At 48.3% G+C, this 17,488-nt stretch carries 16 protein-coding genes; 7 read left to right on the forward strand and 9 right to left on the reverse strand.

Annotated features, from left to right (window positions below):
* Positions 1–13: 13 nt before the first annotated feature.
* The gene (gene dnaG, locus OL444_RS10185; protein ID WP_264733318.1) at positions 14–2,140 is read right to left on the reverse strand and encodes a DNA primase; all 2,127 of its coding nucleotides are present in this window, start codon (positions 2,138–2,140) and stop codon (positions 14–16) included.
* 26 nt (positions 2,141–2,166) lie between these two features.
* On the opposite strand from dnaG, the gene OL444_RS10190 reads away from it, so the two are divergent.
* On the forward strand, positions 2,167–3,339 hold the full coding sequence (locus OL444_RS10190; protein ID WP_264733317.1) for an acetyl-CoA C-acyltransferase: 1,173 nt from the start codon (positions 2,167–2,169) through the stop codon (positions 3,337–3,339).
* A gap of 91 nt (positions 3,340–3,430) precedes the next feature.
* On the opposite strand, the gene OL444_RS10195 is transcribed toward OL444_RS10190, so the two are convergent.
* Positions 3,431–4,054: a hypothetical protein gene (locus OL444_RS10195; RefSeq protein ID WP_264733316.1), complete on the reverse strand. Its 624-nt coding sequence runs from the start codon at positions 4,052–4,054 to the stop codon at positions 3,431–3,433.
* A 199-nt stretch (positions 4,055–4,253) separates the two neighbouring features.
* Between OL444_RS10195 and OL444_RS10200 the strand changes: the two genes are divergently transcribed.
* On the forward strand, positions 4,254–5,237 hold the full coding sequence (locus tag OL444_RS10200; protein WP_264733315.1) for a pyruvate dehydrogenase complex E1 component subunit beta: 984 nt from the start codon (positions 4,254–4,256) through the stop codon (positions 5,235–5,237).
* Between the two features lie 76 nt (positions 5,238–5,313).
* Here the strand turns inward: OL444_RS10200 and cysM are convergent, their stop codons facing one another.
* The 3 genes from cysM to OL444_RS10215 form a co-directional block, all read right to left on the reverse strand.
* Positions 5,314–6,195, reverse strand: coding sequence for a cysteine synthase CysM (gene cysM / locus OL444_RS10205; protein ID WP_264733314.1), 882 nt, complete (start codon positions 6,193–6,195; stop codon positions 5,314–5,316).
* Positions 6,196–6,293: 98 nt separating this feature from the next.
* Positions 6,294–7,103, reverse strand: coding sequence for a serine O-acetyltransferase (locus tag OL444_RS10210; RefSeq protein ID WP_264733313.1), 810 nt, complete (start codon positions 7,101–7,103; stop codon positions 6,294–6,296).
* Between the two features lie 120 nt (positions 7,104–7,223).
* Positions 7,224–7,778 (reverse strand): GrpB family protein, encoded by a 555-nt coding sequence (locus OL444_RS10215; RefSeq protein ID WP_264733312.1) that lies wholly within the window; start codon positions 7,776–7,778, stop codon positions 7,224–7,226.
* A gap of 109 nt (positions 7,779–7,887) precedes the next feature.
* Here OL444_RS10215 and OL444_RS10220 point away from each other — a divergent pair, with 109 nt between their 5' ends.
* The 5 genes from OL444_RS10220 to OL444_RS10240 all read left to right on the forward strand — a co-directional run bounded on the left by OL444_RS10220 (position 7,888) and on the right by OL444_RS10240 (position 12,595).
* Positions 7,888–9,072: a sigma-54-dependent transcriptional regulator gene (locus tag OL444_RS10220; protein WP_264733311.1), complete on the forward strand. Its 1,185-nt coding sequence runs from the start codon at positions 7,888–7,890 to the stop codon at positions 9,070–9,072.
* A gap of 8 nt (positions 9,073–9,080) precedes the next feature.
* Complete coding sequence (locus OL444_RS10225; protein WP_264733310.1) at positions 9,081–9,731, forward strand: alpha/beta fold hydrolase; 651 nt, start codon at positions 9,081–9,083, stop codon at positions 9,729–9,731.
* Positions 9,732–9,937: 206 nt separating this feature from the next.
* Positions 9,938–11,128 carry a signal peptidase I gene (gene lepB / locus OL444_RS10230; RefSeq protein WP_264733309.1) on the forward strand — a complete coding sequence of 397 codons (1,191 nt, stop codon included), beginning with the start codon at positions 9,938–9,940 and terminating at the stop codon, positions 11,126–11,128.
* Positions 11,129–11,260: 132 nt separating this feature from the next.
* Positions 11,261–11,749, forward strand: a complete 489-nt coding sequence (locus OL444_RS10235; protein ID WP_264733308.1) for a cytidine deaminase — start codon at positions 11,261–11,263, stop codon at positions 11,747–11,749.
* 90 nt (positions 11,750–11,839) lie between these two features.
* A complete protein-coding gene (locus tag OL444_RS10240) occupies positions 11,840–12,595 on the forward strand; it encodes a tetratricopeptide repeat protein (protein ID WP_264733307.1) in 756 nt (251 codons plus the stop codon).
* A 172-nt stretch (positions 12,596–12,767) separates the two neighbouring features.
* Here the strand turns inward: OL444_RS10240 and argS are convergent, their stop codons facing one another.
* The 4 genes from argS to OL444_RS10260 form a co-directional block, all read right to left on the reverse strand.
* A complete protein-coding gene (gene argS, locus OL444_RS10245) occupies positions 12,768–14,696 on the reverse strand; it encodes an arginine--tRNA ligase (protein ID WP_264733306.1) in 1,929 nt (642 codons plus the stop codon).
* Positions 14,697–14,814: 118 nt separating this feature from the next.
* Positions 14,815–15,384, reverse strand: a complete 570-nt coding sequence (locus tag OL444_RS10250) for a porin family protein (protein ID WP_264733305.1) — start codon at positions 15,382–15,384, stop codon at positions 14,815–14,817.
* Positions 15,385–15,464: 80 nt separating this feature from the next.
* On the reverse strand, positions 15,465–15,950 hold the full coding sequence (locus tag OL444_RS10255; protein ID WP_264733304.1) for a GNAT family N-acetyltransferase: 486 nt from the start codon (positions 15,948–15,950) through the stop codon (positions 15,465–15,467).
* A 131-nt stretch (positions 15,951–16,081) separates the two neighbouring features.
* The gene (locus tag OL444_RS10260; protein WP_264733303.1) at positions 16,082–17,431 is read right to left on the reverse strand and encodes an OmpA family protein; all 1,350 of its coding nucleotides are present in this window, start codon (positions 17,429–17,431) and stop codon (positions 16,082–16,084) included.
* Positions 17,432–17,488: the final 57 nt, after the last annotated feature.

The following is a 17,488-nucleotide window of genomic DNA, read 5'->3' on the forward strand; positions in this document are numbered from 1 at the left end:
CTAACGGCGTTGACTACTTGAAAATAACGGTACCCATACCCTGGGTCAGTTCCTTTTCCAGCGATTTGAGGTGCATCTGCATTTCCAGGCAGCGCATCAGCTGATCGGTATCGGGCGCCTTTCTGGCTTCCTCCTGGTTTTCCAGGATCAGTTTTTTGATCTTACGGAGAATAAGATAATTGGTGGTGGAGATGGTATCTTTTAAATAGGCATTATCTCCATATACCGTATCAATTTCAAAGCGGTTCTTCCAGTTGATACTCAGGTCCGCTTCCTTGTCTTCCAGGATATTGGCGATCTGTTTGGACAACACCTGGTCTTCGTGATACAGGAACCATTTTTTATCCTGCAGATTGCCGGCATCGTACAGTAATTTATATTCCCTTAATATTCTTTTCACCAACTCACTCTCTGCCAGGGCTTCAAAGTCATAGGGCAGGTGGAAGATATAATCTGCCACGGTATTCTGCTCTTCTTCACTAAACGGTTTATCTCCGAAACGCAGCAGTATTTTTACCAGTTCCTTTTCCTGTTTTTCGTCGCCGTTGAGCAGTGATTCTACAGAAACGCCGGTTTCGGCAGCTTCCATCGCGGCTATGGCTTCGTCGCTGAGGGTGTCGTCGCTGGGCGCAGGGTGATTGCGGGCTTGTTGCTGTTCCCTTTTTACCAGGCGTTCGCGGATGTATTTATTGACCAGCGCTATCAGTCCCTGCTCATCGATGTGCAGCAGCTGGCTGCATTGCCGGATGTAGTCCTGTTGCCGGGTAAAGTCTTCCGCCTTGTCGATGCGGGAAATGGTTTCTGCAATTTCATTGACCAGCTGCGACTTTTTGTTGCTGTCGTTGCCGGCTTCCTGCATGGTGAGCTGCAGTTTAAAGAGCACGAAGTCCTGCTTGTGTTCTTCAATGAAAGTACGGAAAGCTTCCGCGCCTATTTTTTGTACATAACTGTCCGGGTCTTCTTTGTCGGGCAGCAGTACCAGCTTCACGTTCAGGCCTTCTTCAATGGCCATGTCCAGTCCGCGCAGGGCGGCCTTCACACCGGCAGCATCCCCGTCGTACAGGATTGTGAGGTTTTTGGTATATTTTTTTATCAGCCGCAGTTGCTCCTGGGTAAGAGAGGTACCACTGGAGGCGACTACGTTTTCCACACCTGCCTGGTGCAGGGAAATCACATCGGTGTAGCCTTCTACCAGCAGACATTCATTGAGCTTGTCGATGGCATGCCGTGCAAAGTAGGTACCATACAGGACCCGGCTTTTGATGTAGATTTCGTTTTCGGGAGAGTTGATGTATTTGGGTGCCCGGTCGGATTTAACCAGGATACGGGCGCCGAATCCCAGCACTTTCCCTGATTGGTTGTGGATGGGAAAGATCACCCTGCCCCGGTAGTTGTCTGCCGGTTGTTCATTGCGGATGGTGACCAGCCCTGTTTTTTGCAGGTATTCCAGGTTATAGCCTTTGGCCAGCGCGGTTTGTGCAAACGCGTCGCGCGTGTTGAGGCAGTATCCCAGCTGGAACTTCCGGATGGTTTCCTGTGTAAAACCCCGCTCTTCAAAATAGCTGAGGCCTACATTTTGTCCTTCTTCTGCGTTGAAGAGGGTATCCGTAAAATATTCCTTCGCAAAATTGTTGATGATAAACAGGCTGTCCGCCAGTTGCTGATGTTGTTTCAGCTCCGGACTAACTTCTGTTTCTTCCACTTCCACCTGATACTTCTGTGCCAGCCAGCGTAACGCTTCCACATAGGAATACTTTTCATGCTCCATGATGAAGCTGATGGAGTTACCACTGGCGCCGCAACCAAAACACTTATAGATCTCTTTGCTGGGGGATACGGTAAAGGACGGGGACTTCTCATTGTGAAAAGGACACAGGCCCATGTAGTTGGCGCCCCGCTTTTTCAGTTTGACGAAGGAACCCACTATCTCCACAATATCTATGCGGCTGAGTATCTGTTGTATGGTGTTTTGTGATATCACGGTATGATCAAAGCAACTGCAAACATACGATAGAAATACGAATTCCGGACAGGCGGCTGCCGCAATACAGGCAGAATGCAGGCCGATGGCGGTTGTGATGATCTTCGGAGCCGACGCGTCTTTTGATACCGCGAATTCGTTATATTTGGAGATTATCAACAGGCCAAATCAATCTTATTTATCAGATGAAAGAAGTATTTATAGTTGCCACTGTCCGTACACCGATAGGTGCGTTCAATGGCGCACTGTCCGGCGTTCCGGCTACTCAGCTCGGCGCTACAGTGATTAAAGCTGCACTGGAAAGAGCAGGTATTGATGCTGCTGCAGTGAATGAGGTATATATGGGAAATGTGATCAGTGCCAATCTGGGCCAGGCCCCTGCCAACCAGGCCAGCCTGGGCGCGGGTTTACCTAATACCGTACCCTGTACCACAGTGAATAAGGTATGTGCTTCCGGTATGAAATCCATTATGTTGGCGGCGCAAAGCATTCAGCTGGGCGACAATGACATCGTGGTAGCCGGTGGTATGGAAAACATGAGCGCTGCGCCTTACTATCTCGATAAGGCCCGTACCGGTTATAAACTGGGACATGGCAACGTGATCGATGGCGTGATCCGCGATGGTTTATGGGACCCGTATAAAGATTACCATATGGGCAACGCCGGTGAATTGTGTGCTACGGAATACAAAATCACCCGCGAAGACCAGGACGCCTATGCGGTAGAATCCTACAAACGCGCTGCTGCTGCATGGGAAAAGGGCTCCTTCAAAGCTGAAATAGTACCGGTAACCGTAGCAGGTAAACAACCCGTTACCATCGCAGAAGATGAAGACTATAAAAAAGTAATCTTCGAAAAAATACCTACGCTGAAACCTACTTTCCAGAAAGATGGTACCATTACTGCTGCCAATGCCTCCAACCTCAACGACGGTGCGGCCGCAGTGGTGCTGGTGAGCGGAGAAAAGCTGAAAGAGCTGGGATTGAAGCCGCTGGCTAAAATCATCAGTTTTGCAGATGCTTCCCAGGCGCCGGAATGGTTTACTACCACCCCGGTGAAAGCTATCAACAAGGCATTGGCGAAAGCCAATCTGACCATTGGGGATATGGATTTCGCAGAAGTAAATGAAGCTTTCTCCTGCGTACCCATTGCCAATGCAAAAGACCTCGGCATATCACTCGATAAAGTGAATGTATGGGGCGGTGCGGTAGCGCTGGGCCATCCGATTGGTTGCAGTGGCGCCCGTATTGTAGTCACCCTCAACGCTATCCTGCACGAGAACAATGCCCGCTATGGCGTGGCAGGTATCTGTAATGGTGGTGGCGGTGCAAGCGCTATTATTATCGAAAAAGTATAACGGAACTAAATTTTCGGATTACGCATTTTCCCGAAGCAACAGCTGTTGTTGGGAAGATGCGTAATTTTTTTTGGCTGGTCTGACCGGCTGTTTATCTTTTCATCAGTAAGGTTGTATCCATCCGGTTGCGGGTAGATCTTAGCTGAATACGTACGCTGTCAGTACCCTGCTTACTCATTTTCAGGGCGCGTAATGGCGCCCGGGGACTGATCACATCCGGCGTAATCTTCTCGAATAACAGGTATTTATCTTCCACCAGGCTGTATTGCGGATAGGCAGACAGGATGCCGGTGGTTTTGGTTTGCAGGGTGAAGTCGTGGTCGATGTTGAAGCGCTGAAAGTCGCTGTCAGACAGGAGGGTGATACCGGCTATCAGCGTAAGGGTACGCAGGGGCGGTAGCAGGAGGCCCAGCAGGAGCACGAACGGAAAGCCGAAGAAGCACAGCAGGTAAGCATACCGGGCATCGTTGCCGGGGGGCGTGAGGCCGAATAACAGCATGCCGGTGCCAGCATACAGGGTAAAAAATACCCTTTCGGTCTGCGTACCTTTAAAGCCATAGTTGTTCAGCATCAGGAAAAGACAGATGACAGAAAGAAAAAGAAACAGCAGGTGAAAGTACCAGGTGAGGGTACGGATAACCGGTGCCTTTACTTTTTTTATACGGCAGGAGAGTGCGGTCAGAAAGCACAGGGACAGGAGAGTGATGGTAATCATGACAACATGCAGCTGTTGAAGGAGATGGTTAAGAATTTAAAAATATAAATATATGTATTTATTATAATTAATAGTAAAGAAAGCGGTCCGGAGGAGGTATAATAATTATTAATCCTGTGTTTACTTTGCTTTTTCGTGAACAAACGATATTTTTGCCCTGCCTTTTAATAAGGTATTTAAACTTTCAATTAAGAATAGCATGCGTCAGATAGCTTTCAGACAAGCCTTAAGAGAAGCCCTGCAGGAGGAATTTCGCCGTGATGAACGGGTGTTCCTTATGGGGGAGGAAGTAGCCGAATACAATGGTGCTTATAAAGTGAGCCAGGGAATGCTGGATGAGTTTGGTCCAAAACGTGTTATTGACACGCCGATTGCAGAACTTGGGTTTGCTGCCATTGGAGTAGGTGCTGCTCAGAATGGCCTGCGTCCTGTGGTGGAGTTCATGACCTGGAACTTCGCGGTACTCGCACTGGATCAGATCCTCAATACCGCTTCCAAAATGTTGGCCATGAGTGGTGGCCAGGTAGGTTGCCCGATCGTTTTCCGTGGACCTAACGGTTCTGCCGGACAGCTGGGAGCGCAACACTCTACTGCATTCGAAAGTTACTATGCCAATATTCCGGGCCTGAAAGTAGTATCTGTTTCCAATCCTTATGATGCAAAAGGTTTGCTCAAAGCGGCTATCCGCGACGACGATCCGGTTGTTTTCATGGAAAGTGAACTGATGTACGGCGACATGGGCGAAGTACCGGAAGAAGAATACATCATTCCGATTGGTAAAGCTGATATCAAACGTGCTGGTAAAGATGTGACCATCGTATCTTTCAACAAAATGATGAAAGTTGCGCTGGGTGCTGCAGAAGAACTGGCAAAAGAAGGTATCGAAGCGGAAGTAATTGACCTGCGTACGATTCGTCCGCTGGATTGGTTTACCATCCTGGAATCTGTAAAGAAAACCAACCGCCTGGTAATCGTGGAAGAGCAGTGGCCATTCGCCAGCATCTCTTCTGAGATTTCCTACCGTATCCAGAAAGAAGGTTTCGACTACCTGGATGCACCGATTCGTCGTATTACAGCGATCGATGCGCCTATGCACTATGCGCCTAACCTGGTGAAAATGTACCTGCCGGATGTGGAGCGTACTGTGAAACTGGTGAAGGAAGTAATGTACATGAAGAAATAAGCCAACGGCTTAAAACATATAAAAGGCAGCGGAAACATCTGTTTCCGCTGCCTTTTGCTATATAAAGAGGTTGTTTTTACAAAAACAGGTCGCTGGACAGGTAACGGTCGCCCCGGTCGCAGATGATACTAACGATTACGCCGCTACGTAATTCCTGTGAGATCTTCACCGCCGCCGCGATGGCGCCGCCACTGCTCATCCCGCAGAATACGGCTTCCTCTTTGGCCAGTCGTTTGGTCATGATCCGGGCTTCTTCTTCCGAAATATCCATAATCCGGTCTACCCGGGGTCTTTCAAATATTTTAGGCAGATAAGCCTCCGGCCATTTCCGGATACCGGGAATTTTTGAGCCATCGGTAGGCTGGCAGCCTACAATCTGCACATCCGCATTTTGTTCCTTTAAATAGCGCGATACGCCCATGATGGTACCGGTGGTACCCATGGCACTGACAAAGTGCGTAACGCCGCCATTGGTATCCCGCCAGATTTCAGGGCCGGTGGTTTTGTAGTGCATGCCGTAGTTGTCGGGGTTGGCAAACTGGTTCAGCATGAAGTAGCCGCCTTCCGCTACGCGGGCATTGGCATAATCGATGGCGCCCTCCATGGATTGTTCCTTGGGGGTAAGTATCACTTTAGCGCCGTAAGCTTCCATGGTCAGTACCCTTTCCTGGGTGGAATCTGCCGGCATAACCAGCTCTATTTCCAGCTGAAACAGGTTGGCAATCATGGCCAGCGCAATGCCGGTATTACCACTGGTTGCTTCGATCAGTTTGATGCCGGGTTGTATATCGCCCCTGTCCAGCGCGCCTTTGATCATGCCGTAGGCGGCCCGGTCTTTCACACTGCCACCTGGGTTGGTGCCTTCCAGTTTGGCATATATCGTTACATCCGGATTAACGGTTACATGTTTGAGTTCGACCATAGGCGTGTTGCCTACCAGGTCTAAAATTGAAGCCATGGTGAAGATTTTTTACGAACCAGCATGTCCGGTTGGCATACGGAAGGAACCTGCGCCGCCTGTTTTTCGCAAGCGGGTTTGTCCCTGGTAAACCCCGGCTATTCCTGGGTGGTTTCTGAAAATTTATGTTCCGCTTTATAATAAATCCTTGAAAACGGGGGCACGCTTTTAATCACCCACACATTCCCGCCCACGATGCTATGATGCCCGATGGTAGTGTCGCCGCCGAGTATGGTGGCGCCGGCATAGATAACCACGTGTTCTTCTATGGTCGGATGCCGTTTGCTGCGGGCCATCGTTTTTTCTATACTGAGCGCGCCCAGTGTAACGCCCTGATACAGCTTCACGTGCGGTCCTATCACACAGGTTTCCCCGATCACTATGCCGGAGCCGTGGTCAATACAGAACCAGGGTGAAATAGTGGCGCCAGGGTGTATGTCGATGCCTGTGCGGGCATGTGCCAGTTCCGTGATCATCCGGGGCAGTAAAGGTATTTTCAGCTCATACAGGGCATGTGCCACCCGGTAAAACGCAATGGCATAAAACCCCGGATAGGAACGGATGACCTCATACATACAGGTAGCTGCCGGGTCGCCCTGATAAATGGCTTCTGCATCTTTCGTCAGTTCATCATAGATCAGGGGAACCTGCGCCATAAAAGCCTTGCTGATGCTGGCGGCGTCGGTGGGTAACTGGTGGTTCATCGGCTGCAGTAATTGTTGCAGCTGCAGCTCCAGTAAGATGGCATACTGCTCCAATACCGGATCGGCCATTACCTGGCCGGTATGTTCAGGAAATAACCAATTAATCAGGTTGGAGGCAAATTCATTGACTGCTCCGGTAGCCGGAAACGCATTTGCCGCCGCTAATTGGTGTCTCCGCTTTAGTTCTTCCAGAAAATCATTCATATGCGGATGGAATTACAGATATCAGATCGCTTGTATAAAAGATAATTTACACATAAATCCTGTAAAGTTAGTAGACTAATGATGATTTAGCAAAACCTGCAGGTCTGGTCCCGGAATTATTTATTTATTTTCCGCCACCGCCCACGCATAGGCGCCTTCCATGATAATATCAAATACGGGGTCCTTTATATCATAATATGCATCGGCGTTATCAGGGAAATACCGGGCCAGTTGCTGTTTGATCTCACCGTATGCTTTGGCGGCATAAGGATGCGACCTGAGATAGTCGCGGCACAGCAGGGGATAACGCTGATTGAATGTACCGGTCACCCGTATATGTAAATTTACACTTCTTTCCGTTTTACGGTAAAATTGCTTTTTTAAATCGGCTTCCGGCAGGTCATCCCTGCCCGGTGGCCGGTGGTCGCCGGTAATGTGCCACAGGCGTTCAAAGCCCAGCTGGGGCAGTTGGGCGAGTGCCGGTTCTTCCAGCGATGCCACGGTTACCTGAATGTCAATCACATCTTTGGCAGCCAGGCCAGGTACGCTGGTGGAGCCAATATGATCGATGGCCAGGGCGGCGGGCCCCAGGAGGGTCTGTAATTGTTGCGCGATGGTGCGGAATTCCTCCGGCCATTCCGGCCGGTAGGGTACAATGGTAATGAGAGCCTGCATATGAAATAATGATCGTAGATATCCCGCAATTATAACTGATTAATCTTTATTTTTGACCGCTGTATAATAATCGGCCTGCGCCGGAGAATGCAAAATCTTTAAACTTACTATGGCTAACATTTTAATAATAGATGACGAAAAAAGTATCCGTAAAACCCTGACTGAGATCCTGAGTTATGAGGGATACAAAGTAGAAGAGGCAGCGGATGGGATGGAAGGGTTTAAAATGTTCCAGGCAAAGGCATACGATGCCGTATTATGCGATATCAAAATGCCTAAAATGGACGGACTGGAATTCCTGGAAAAAGCCAGGGAAGTAAATCCTGATGTGCCCATTGTGATGGTTTCCGGTCACGGTAACATTGATACAGCGGTAGATGCGGTGAAAAAAGGAGCCTATGATTATATCTCCAAACCACCGGATCTGAACCGTTTGCTCATTACCCTGCGTAATGCAATGGATAAAACAACCCTGGTCACTGAAACCAAAACCCTGCGCCGTAAGGTGAACAAGGTGCCGGAAATGATCGGGAGTTCTGCTTCTATCCTGAAAATCAAAGAAACCATCGAAAAGGTAGCGCCTACAGACGCCCGCGTACTGATTACCGGTGAAAACGGTGTTGGTAAGGAACTGGTGGCCCGCTGGCTGCATGAACGCAGCAACCGCGCCGCTGCTCCGCTGGTGGAAGTCAACTGCGCAGCTATCCCCAGTGAACTGATAGAAAGTGAACTGTTTGGCCACGAAAAAGGTTCCTTTACCTCTGCGGTAAAACAACGCATTGGTAAATTCGAACAGGCCAGCGGCGGTACCCTTTTCCTGGATGAAATCGGGGATATGAGCCTCAGTGCGCAGGCCAAAGTGCTGCGCGCCCTGCAGGAAGGAAAAATCACCCGGGTGGGCGGCGATAAGGAAATCAGTGTAGATGTACGTGTCATTGCTGCTACCAATAAAGACCTGCTGAAAGAAGTGGAAGATAAAAACTTCCGTCTCGACCTTTATCACCGGTTAAGCGTTATCCTCATTCACGTGGCTGCACTCAACGACCGCCGTGAAGACGTACCTTTGCTGGTAGATAGCTTCCTGGACAGCGTTTGCAGTGACTATGGCATTGCCCGTAAAGGCATCGATAAAGAGGCCATGAAAGCTTTGCAGCAACACAACTGGACGGGTAATATCCGGGAACTGCGGAACGTGGTGGAAAGACTGATCATCCTGTCTGGTAAAACCATTTCAGCAGAAGATGTAGACGATTTTGTGGTACCTAACCGCGATAAGAAGAAAGTAAGCTCTTAATCAGCTATATGCAAAAACACCTGTATCTTATTAGTGGACTGGGAGCCGATGAGCGCATTTTTAACAACCTGCGCTTTCCCGAAAACTACCAGGTGCATTTCCTGCCGTGGATCGCTCCACAGCGGGAGGATGAGCCCATCAGCAGTTATGCTGCCCGCATGGCGGCCGGTATTACGGTTGATGGGCCTGTCATTTTGTTTGGCGTATCCTTCGGCGGCATTATGAGCCTGGAAATAGCCAGGCACCGGCCAGTAGAAAAGAATATCCTTGTATCTACCATTAAGCTGTCCGGCGAAAAGCCACCTTACTACAAATGGGCCCGGAAACTGGGCCTGCACCGGCTGCCAGACCGGCTGCTGTACCAGCATAGAAGCCTGGTGGTAAAACGATTCCTCAACATCGAAACGGAAGCCGAAATGCAGCTGCTCACGGAGTACCTGTCCAAACGCGACTATACTTATCTTCGATGGGCTGTTAATGCCGTACTGCACTGGGAAAATGAGGTACTGCCGGAAGATGTGCTACACATCCACGGCGCCAAAGACATGACTTTCCCGGTCAGGTATGTGAAACCTACGCATGTGATTCCGGATGGCGGGCACTTCATGGTGCTGAACCGGGCGGCCGCTATCAACGAAATCCTCGCAGCCAGCCTGTAGGAGAGCGGCTGCTGGCCTGTTACCACAAGAAATCAACATCTTCCCCCATAAAATTCCTGGTTTTTCAGCCCGGGTATTGTAATATTGTAAAAATAGATAATAGGTAATCTTAAGCTATTTTTAAGAAAACTTTTGTGCAGGAAAAGCAATACCCTGCCAACAGAATATTATATTTGCCTTTTTAAGCATCTAATAAGCGCAACTGAATGAACCTGGCATTTTGGAAAAAAAATAAAGACAATCAGCCAAAGAAAAAGAAATCTACGGCACGGGAATGGTTAGACGCTGGTATCTTCGCTATTATAGCAGCCACGCTTATCCGCACATTTATTTTTGAGGCTTATACGATCCCTACGCCTTCCATGGAAAAAACCTTACTGGTAAACGATTTCCTGTTTGTGAGCAAGGTAAGTTACGGACCTCGTATTCCTATGACGCCGCTGGCGGTTCCTTTTGTGCACCACACCCTTCCTTTTACGGAATCGGCCAAAGCTTATTCAGAAGCGGTACAATGGAAATACAAACGTTTACCCGGGTTTTCTGATATCAAACGCTATGATGTAGTGGTATTCAACTTCCCCGAAGGCGATACGGTAGCTATTGGCTCTGCTGATCCCAGCTATTATAATTCTGTAAGACAAAACGGCTGGCAGGCAGTTAACAACTCCTTTAAAATTATTCACCGCCCGGTAGATAAACGGGAAAACTATATTAAGCGTTGTATGGCGGAAGCCGGCGACACGCTGCAGATCATTCATGGCGCGGTATATGTAAACGGCCAACCAGCGCCGGTACCTGCCGGCAGCCAGCATAAATATGTGGTAGAAACCACCGGCGATCAGCTGAATGGCAGCCGGTTGGAAGAACTGGGAATTTCTGCCTTACCGGAATTTGCGTTTGATGGTAACAAATACATCTACAACCTGACACCGGAAAATGCCGCCGCACTGAAACAGTTCCCGATTGTTAAAAATGTGACTGTGTATGAAGAATCCAATTATGTGGATTTCAACTACAGCAACTTATTCCCGCACGATACCGCCCATTACAAATGGACAGACGAAAACTTCGGTCCGCTGTACATTCCTAAGAAAGGCGCTACCGTAAAACTGAACGACAGCAATATTGCGATCTACGACCGTATCATACGGGTGTACGAAGGCAATACCCTGGAAAGAAAAGACGGCCGTTTCGTGATTAACGGACAGGCAACCGACTCCTATACATTCAAAATGAACTATTACTGGATGATGGGGGATAACCGGAATAACTCCCTGGATTCCCGTTACTGGGGCTTTGTACCGGAAGATCACGTGGTAGGTAAAGCGTGGCTGATCTGGATGAGCTACGGCGAAGGTGGTATCCGCTGGGGACGCCTCTTCAGAAATATCCGCTAACCAATGGCAGGAAATATAATTTAAAGTAAATTACGGATCGGCACATTGCCGGTCCGTAGTTGTCTTTAGCCCCGCAGAAGGGGAGCAAGTTAACCTGAAAGACTATACGTAAGTACCCATTATCTTTTTTACATGGAAAAACAATTACAACAATTCGAATACCTGGTATATAACGATATTACCGGCCTGGATGAAGCAGATGCCTGGCTGTTGAAAGAAGCCCGTGCCGTGACTGCGCATGCCTATGCCCCTTATTCCCATTTTCAGGTGGGTGCTATCATGCGCCTGGTGAACGGAGAAATTGTTGCCGGCTCTAACCAGGAAAACGCTTCTTTCCCGATCGGCCTTTGTGCAGAAAGAGTGGCGCTGGCCAGTGCTGCTTCTGTATATCCGGGTGTAGATATCGAAACCATTGCCATCAGTTATCACAACCTGAATGGCGATAGTTCCCGTCCCATTTCCCCTTGTGGTATGTGCCGCCAGGCGCTCGCAGAGTATGAGCAGAAACAACAGGCGCCGATCCGGCTGATACTGGGCGGATTAAACGGAAAGGTATATGTGGTGAGCCGTGCCAATGATCTGTTGCCGCTGTCTTTCTCCGGCGGAGATTTGCAGGGGTAAAATTGGCTGGTGATATATTATTATTTTAACGATAGTGTTTATAAATTAAATATTATATATATTTGTCCGGAAGCCGAAAGACCGCGACGAATGAAAAACCGCCAGCTTATCCTGTTTATTTATTTTCTGATGCAGGTAGCCACTGCCAACACGGCATGGGCTACATCGCCTGCTGTATGGTCTAAGGCCAAACGCCTTTACCAGGAAGGATTGGCGTGTAAAAGATCCGGCAAAGAAGCCGAAGCCCGGCAGTATTTTGTAGCGGCTATCCGGACAGACAGCAGCTTTACTGCTGCGTATAGTGAACTGGGGAGTCTTTATTTTGAGCAGAAAGCATATGCCAACGCATTACTGTATACCCGGAAAGCGCAACAACTGGGCGCTGTGAAAACAAGCCGGCTGACAGGTTTCTGCAGTTATTACCTCGGACAGTATGACCAGGCAATGGAAGCACTGGAGCAGGCGCGTACCGAGGCCCCCGCCGACGTAAGCATCCTGCATCAACTGGCGCTTACCTACGCACAACTGGGCGACTACCGGGCGTGTATACACGCTTGTATGGAATTATTATCGCTGCAGACAGATGCGGGTATTCACTGCCTGTATGAGGTCAGGCGGTATTATCCGAAGGATGAGCAGGTATTATACCAGCTGGCGCATGCCTTTTACCGGCAGAGATGTTATGAAGAAGCTGTGGAAGAATGGAAAGAGTTGTTACATTTGCAGCCCAATAATCCTTTTATTATGTTTATGCTGGGGAAATCGTATATGGGAAAGGGTGATACTGTGAAAGGAACAGCCCTGTGCGATCAGGCATGGATGACAGGAGAAATGAAAAAAACATAACACCAGATATTTGCCACAGTGTAGAAGGAAAAAAACGGTGCATCAAGGATAGGCAAGCTCCTTTTTCACTGCGCTGCTTACTGTGGTATTTTCTTCGGCAGTTTCGGCCACGGCGGCTGTAAGCTGCTAACGCTGCGGTCCATCAGGCCCGCAGCGTTTTTTTTGCCCCGGATTACATACGTTCCGGTACCCGTATACCCAGCATTTTCATACTTTGGGCAATGGTGTGGGCAGTCAGCATAATAATTTGTAAACGCAGCTGCTTTTTCTCTTCACTGGTAGCTTTGATGATAGAATAGGTAGGCACCCCTTCTACTTTCTCTGCATAGAATGAATTGAACAACTGGGCCAGTTGGAAAGCATAGCTGGCAATGATAGCCGGATTCATTTCCCGGTAGGCTTCTGCCAGGATAGCCGGGAACTGTTCGTTCAGCATGATCAGCTCTTTTTCCAGCGGCAGCAGCGGAGCCGTAGCCAGGAAGTTTTCCAGGCCGCTTACCGCACCGGTTTCCCGGAGGATAGACTTAATACGTGCATGCGCATACTGAATAAAAGGACCGGTGAATCCATGCAGGTCGATGGATTCTTCCGGATTAAAAATCATTCTCTTCTTCGGATCTACCCGTAACAGGAAGAACTTCATGGCGCCCAAGCCGATGTTGTCATACAGCTCCTGCAGCTCACTGGCAGGGAAGTCTTCGAGGTTTTTACCGGATTCCTTGGTTTTCTCTTCGGCAGTATTTACCATTTCGGTAATCATGTCATCCGCATCTACCACGGTACCTTCCCGGCTTTTCATCCGGCCATGTGGTAATTCCACCATGCCATAGCTCAGGTGGAAAATACCCGGTGCAGAAGGTTCGCCCAGTTTTTCCAGGATCAGCTGCAATACCTTGAAGTGATAGTTTTGCTCATCTGCCACTACATATACGCTTTGATCCATCTGGTAGTCTTCGTACTTCAGGCGCGCCGTACCCATATCCTGGGTCATATATACAGAAGTGCCATCACCGCGCAGCAGGAGTTTTTCATCCAGTCCGTCGGCAGTGAGATCAATCCATACAGAATTATCTTCTTTTTTAAACAATACACCTTTTTCCAGGCCGGCTGTTACCAGCTCTTTCCCCAGTAAGTAGGTATTGCTTTCGTAGTACATTTTATCGAAATCGATACCGAGGCGTTGGTAGGTTTGTTCAAAACCTTCATACACCCAGCCGTTCATGGTCGCCCACAGGTCACGTACTTCGTGGTTGCCGGCTTCCCATTGCTGCAGCATGATTTTAGCCTGCTGCATGATTTCTGTTTTATTACGCGACAGTTCTTTGATGTCGCCCATAATTTTGGCCGTCTTTTCCTTATCCGCCTTTACTTCTGGTTTGTGCAGTGCGGTTACCAGCTTTTCCAGTTTCTCTGTTTCACCAGGTTCAAAATCCCGGAAATCACTTTCCAGTACCCGGTCAATGATAGGTTCCGCCTGTTCTTTTACAACGGATTCGAACTTTACGTAATAGTCTCCTACCAGGTGATCGCCTTTGATGCCGCTGGTAGCAGGGGTATCGCCATGGGCGAAGAGCTGCCAGGCCAGCATCGACTTACAGATATGAATACCGCGGTCATTTACCAGATTGGTTTTGATCACCTCAAAGCCATTGGCTTTCATGATTTCTGCAATCGAATAACCCAGGAAGTTATTCCGTAAATGCCCCAGGTGTAAAGGTTTGTTGGTGTTGGGAGAAGAATATTCTACCATGATCTTTTTCCCGTTGGCCGGTTGCTGCCCGATCTGTACATCACTGTAATGCTGTTGCAGGAATTTGATCCAGTAGGTATCCTTGATACTCAGGTTCAGAAATCCTTTTACTACATTGAATTGTGCAATCAGTTCCGGATAATGGGTGGTCAGGTATTCGCCAATGCGCTGGGCAGTTTCTTCTGGTTTTTGTCGGCTGAATTTTGTGAATGAGAAAACAACAATGGTATATTCACCTTCGAACTCAGGTTTGGTGGTGTTAATGGAAATATCACTTTCCGTTAACGGCTGGTCATAAAGTGATTTAATGGCGGCCACGGCGGCCATTCTAATAGATTGTACAACACTCATGCTGAAAATGATTAATGCGAGGGGCAAAGATAGTTATAAAAAAAATTACGGATTACGAATTAAAATGGTCCTCATCTTAATGCGTAATCCGTAATTTTTGTTGTTGGCAGCGGTTATACTAGAACATGTAGAACACACCGATCTGCGCTACTGAGTTTTTGCCTTTGGCGTTTTCATTGTCATAAACTTTGGTCAGCCCGAAGTTGTAACGGCCGGAGATACCCAGACCCATATCGAACTTGTAGCCAAAGCCAACACCCAGTCCGAAATCAATAGACTTCATAGAGTCTTTAATGTCAATGGTCCGGTCATAGGCCTTTAATTTAGCACTGGCCAGAATACCCAGCTGAGGGCCGGCTTCCAGGTAGAAGGAAGGTACAATAGAATATTGCACCATTACCGGAATGTTGATGTAACTTGTTTTGATGGTACCTGCACCGAGGAAAAGGTCTTTTTCAAATTTAGTCCCCTGGCCAGAATACAATAACTCCGGTTGAATGGCCCATGATTTATTCAGGGCAATGTTTACGAGACCACCCGCATAAAAGGAGGCGCGGGTTTTAGCATTATCCGTTTGGGTGATTTTATCAATGTTTAAACCACCTTTAACGCCGAATTTAACTTGTTGTGCTTGTGCCGTCAGCATGGTTCCTATGGCGAGTAAACCAAACAGGATAAGTTTTTTCATGATATGTAAGTTTGCTGTAGAGCTAGCCAAGAAATATGCCAAACTTTCATCGCGTAAAGTCCACCACGACCTGTGGAATCCTATAAATCCTTCAACATCCAGCTGTCACAGCCAAAATGACCGGTGTCGCCCAGGGGGCCTGTCAGGTACCGGAAACCAAACTGCTCATACACTTTTCTGGCACGGGCCAGCTCCGGACTGGTTTCAAGATAGCACTGCGTATAGCCGTTTTGTTTAGCATAATCAAGACACATGGCGATCAGTTTTCCTGCGAGGCCTTTTCCCCGTGCTTCCGGCAGCAGGTACATTTTCTGCAATTCACATACATGTGCTTCGCCGCCATCCAGCGGATGGATGCCTGCGCCGCCAATGACCCTGCCTTCCATGGTGGCTACAAAATAAGCAGCGCGTGGTTTCGCAAAGAGTACCGATAAATGATCGGTAGTAGGATCTGAAAAAGCAGTTCCTGCTTTGTTCATCCCAAATTCTGTCAGCGTGGTTTTTACGATGTGTGCAATCACCGGGTCGTCTGCCGGTTCAATCGTTCTGATACTAATGGTTTCCATGAACGAAAAATACAAATTAACCGGTAAGAATGATAAAATTTAAGGGAGATACCTGTGAAGATTTTCTCCACGGGTATCTCCCTTAAATATATTTATAAGAATACCGCCGGAATGGATCCGGCATATAGCTGTTAGAATATCGTAAATTCTACCCGGCGGTTTTTCTGTCTGCCGGCAGCGGTTTTATTGCTGGCAATCGGCTGGGTCATACCATAACCGATGGCTTCAACTTTATTGGCATTAACGCCTTTGCTGATCATGTAGTTCTTCACGGATTCCGCTCTTTCTCTGGATAATGCCAGGTTACGTTTGGCATTGCCTACATTGTCTGTATGACCACCGAGTTTGAGGTTGAGGTTTTTGCGTTTCAGCAGTTCTGCCACCCTGTCGAGAGAAGGATAGGAACTGGCTTTGATGCTGGATTTAGCAAATTCAAATTCCAGGTTCTGGATCGCTTCTTTTACCAGCCGGGTATCTTCTTCGGTAATCACTACTTTCTCTTCTATTTTTTCCGGTACCGGTAACGGACAGCCGGCGCCATCTACTTTGGTATTGGCTGGTGTGCCCGGACATTTATCGAAGAAGTCGGATACACCATCTCCATCCGCGTCTTTTGTCAGTTTATCCACATCAGCGGTCAACCTGGCATTATTCTGATTGGCAGCATCCAGTTCTGCGCGCAGGGTAGCCTTCTGGGCTTCCAGCTCGTCATAGGCGGTGGCAGCAGGGTTATGCCATTGTAGTTGTTTTTTACCTTTTTTGCCCAGCGAGAATTCCAGGCCGGCATAGCCATAGGAATACTTATCCTTGTTGGGGCCTTTTTCATAGCCATCCAGGTTATCGCCATCTGTATAATACATGGTGTAGCCCAGATCGAGGTTGATGACTTCTGACAGTTTGAATTTTAAGCCGGCGCCGACAGGAATGATCAGTTCCTTAATGGTGTTGGTAGTAGCGTCTACCTTGGTGCCGTTCTTCCTTTCCAGCGTAGGTTTGTACCCTGCTATACCGCCACCCACGGAGGCATACAGCTGTACGAAGTTCTGCCGGAACAACCAGTTTACGGTAGCAATGTTGAACACGGCATTTAAGGTACCGGACCATTGCAGCTTGGTTTCATAGGATTTGTAAGGACTTACCGGGAGGGTGCCATCACCCAGCTCCTTGCTGTTGTCGGCCTGTAGTTTACCACCGACATAGTCGGCCCGCAAGGCCATGAAAGGCAGGAGCTGATACTTTACATAACCGCCATAGCCAGCTGACACTTTCCATTTAGAGAAGTCATTACTGCCACCCGTGGCAGCTACTGGTGCCAATAAGCCACCATTAACACCGATAGACCAGGTTTTGTATGCCCGGGTACCATTAAATAATTTGACAGAGGGGGAGGCACTCACGGACGATTGATCCTGGGCTTTGGTGATCATGGGCAATGCGGCCAGAAACACGCAGACAGCCCGCTGGATAATACTTTTGTTCATAAAAATAACGGTTAGGTTACACAATTTGCTATGACTTATAACAATCTAAAACTTGAG

It is taken from the genome of Chitinophaga nivalis, assembly GCF_025989125.1.
Classification (GTDB): Bacteria; Bacteroidota; Bacteroidia; order Chitinophagales; family Chitinophagaceae; genus Chitinophaga; species Chitinophaga nivalis.

What these genes read in the sequence shown, in the direction of transcription:
- OL444_RS10200 (WP_264733315.1), top strand. Translation starts at nt 4,254, where the DNA reads ATGCGTCAGATAGCTTTCAGACAAGCCTTAAGAGAAGCCCTGCAGGAG.
- OL444_RS10225 (WP_264733310.1), top strand. Translation starts at nt 9,081, where the DNA reads ATGCAAAAACACCTGTATCTTATTAGTGGACTGGGAGCCGATGAGCGC.
- OL444_RS10255 (WP_264733304.1), bottom strand. Translation starts at nt 15,950, where the DNA reads ATGGAAACCATTAGTATCAGAACGATTGAACCGGCAGACGACCCGGTG.
- OL444_RS10235 (WP_264733308.1), top strand. Translation starts at nt 11,261, where the DNA reads ATGGAAAAACAATTACAACAATTCGAATACCTGGTATATAACGATATT.
- OL444_RS10210 (WP_264733313.1), bottom strand. Translation starts at nt 7,103, where the DNA reads ATGAATGATTTTCTGGAAGAACTAAAGCGGAGACACCAATTAGCGGCG.
- argS (WP_264733306.1), bottom strand. Translation starts at nt 14,696, where the DNA reads ATGAGTGTTGTACAATCTATTAGAATGGCCGCCGTGGCCGCCATTAAA.
- OL444_RS10195 (WP_264733316.1), bottom strand. Translation starts at nt 4,054, where the DNA reads ATGATTACCATCACTCTCCTGTCCCTGTGCTTTCTGACCGCACTCTCC.
- OL444_RS10260 (WP_264733303.1), bottom strand. Translation starts at nt 17,431, where the DNA reads ATGAACAAAAGTATTATCCAGCGGGCTGTCTGCGTGTTTCTGGCCGCA.
- lepB (WP_264733309.1), top strand. Translation starts at nt 9,938, where the DNA reads ATGAACCTGGCATTTTGGAAAAAAAATAAAGACAATCAGCCAAAGAAA.
- OL444_RS10190 (WP_264733317.1), top strand. Translation starts at nt 2,167, where the DNA reads ATGAAAGAAGTATTTATAGTTGCCACTGTCCGTACACCGATAGGTGCG.
- OL444_RS10250 (WP_264733305.1), bottom strand. Translation starts at nt 15,384, where the DNA reads ATGAAAAAACTTATCCTGTTTGGTTTACTCGCCATAGGAACCATGCTG.
- OL444_RS10215 (WP_264733312.1), bottom strand. Translation starts at nt 7,778, where the DNA reads ATGCAGGCTCTCATTACCATTGTACCCTACCGGCCGGAATGGCCGGAG.
- OL444_RS10240 (WP_264733307.1), top strand. Translation starts at nt 11,840, where the DNA reads ATGAAAAACCGCCAGCTTATCCTGTTTATTTATTTTCTGATGCAGGTA.
- cysM (WP_264733314.1), bottom strand. Translation starts at nt 6,195, where the DNA reads ATGGCTTCAATTTTAGACCTGGTAGGCAACACGCCTATGGTCGAACTC.
- OL444_RS10220 (WP_264733311.1), top strand. Translation starts at nt 7,888, where the DNA reads ATGGCTAACATTTTAATAATAGATGACGAAAAAAGTATCCGTAAAACC.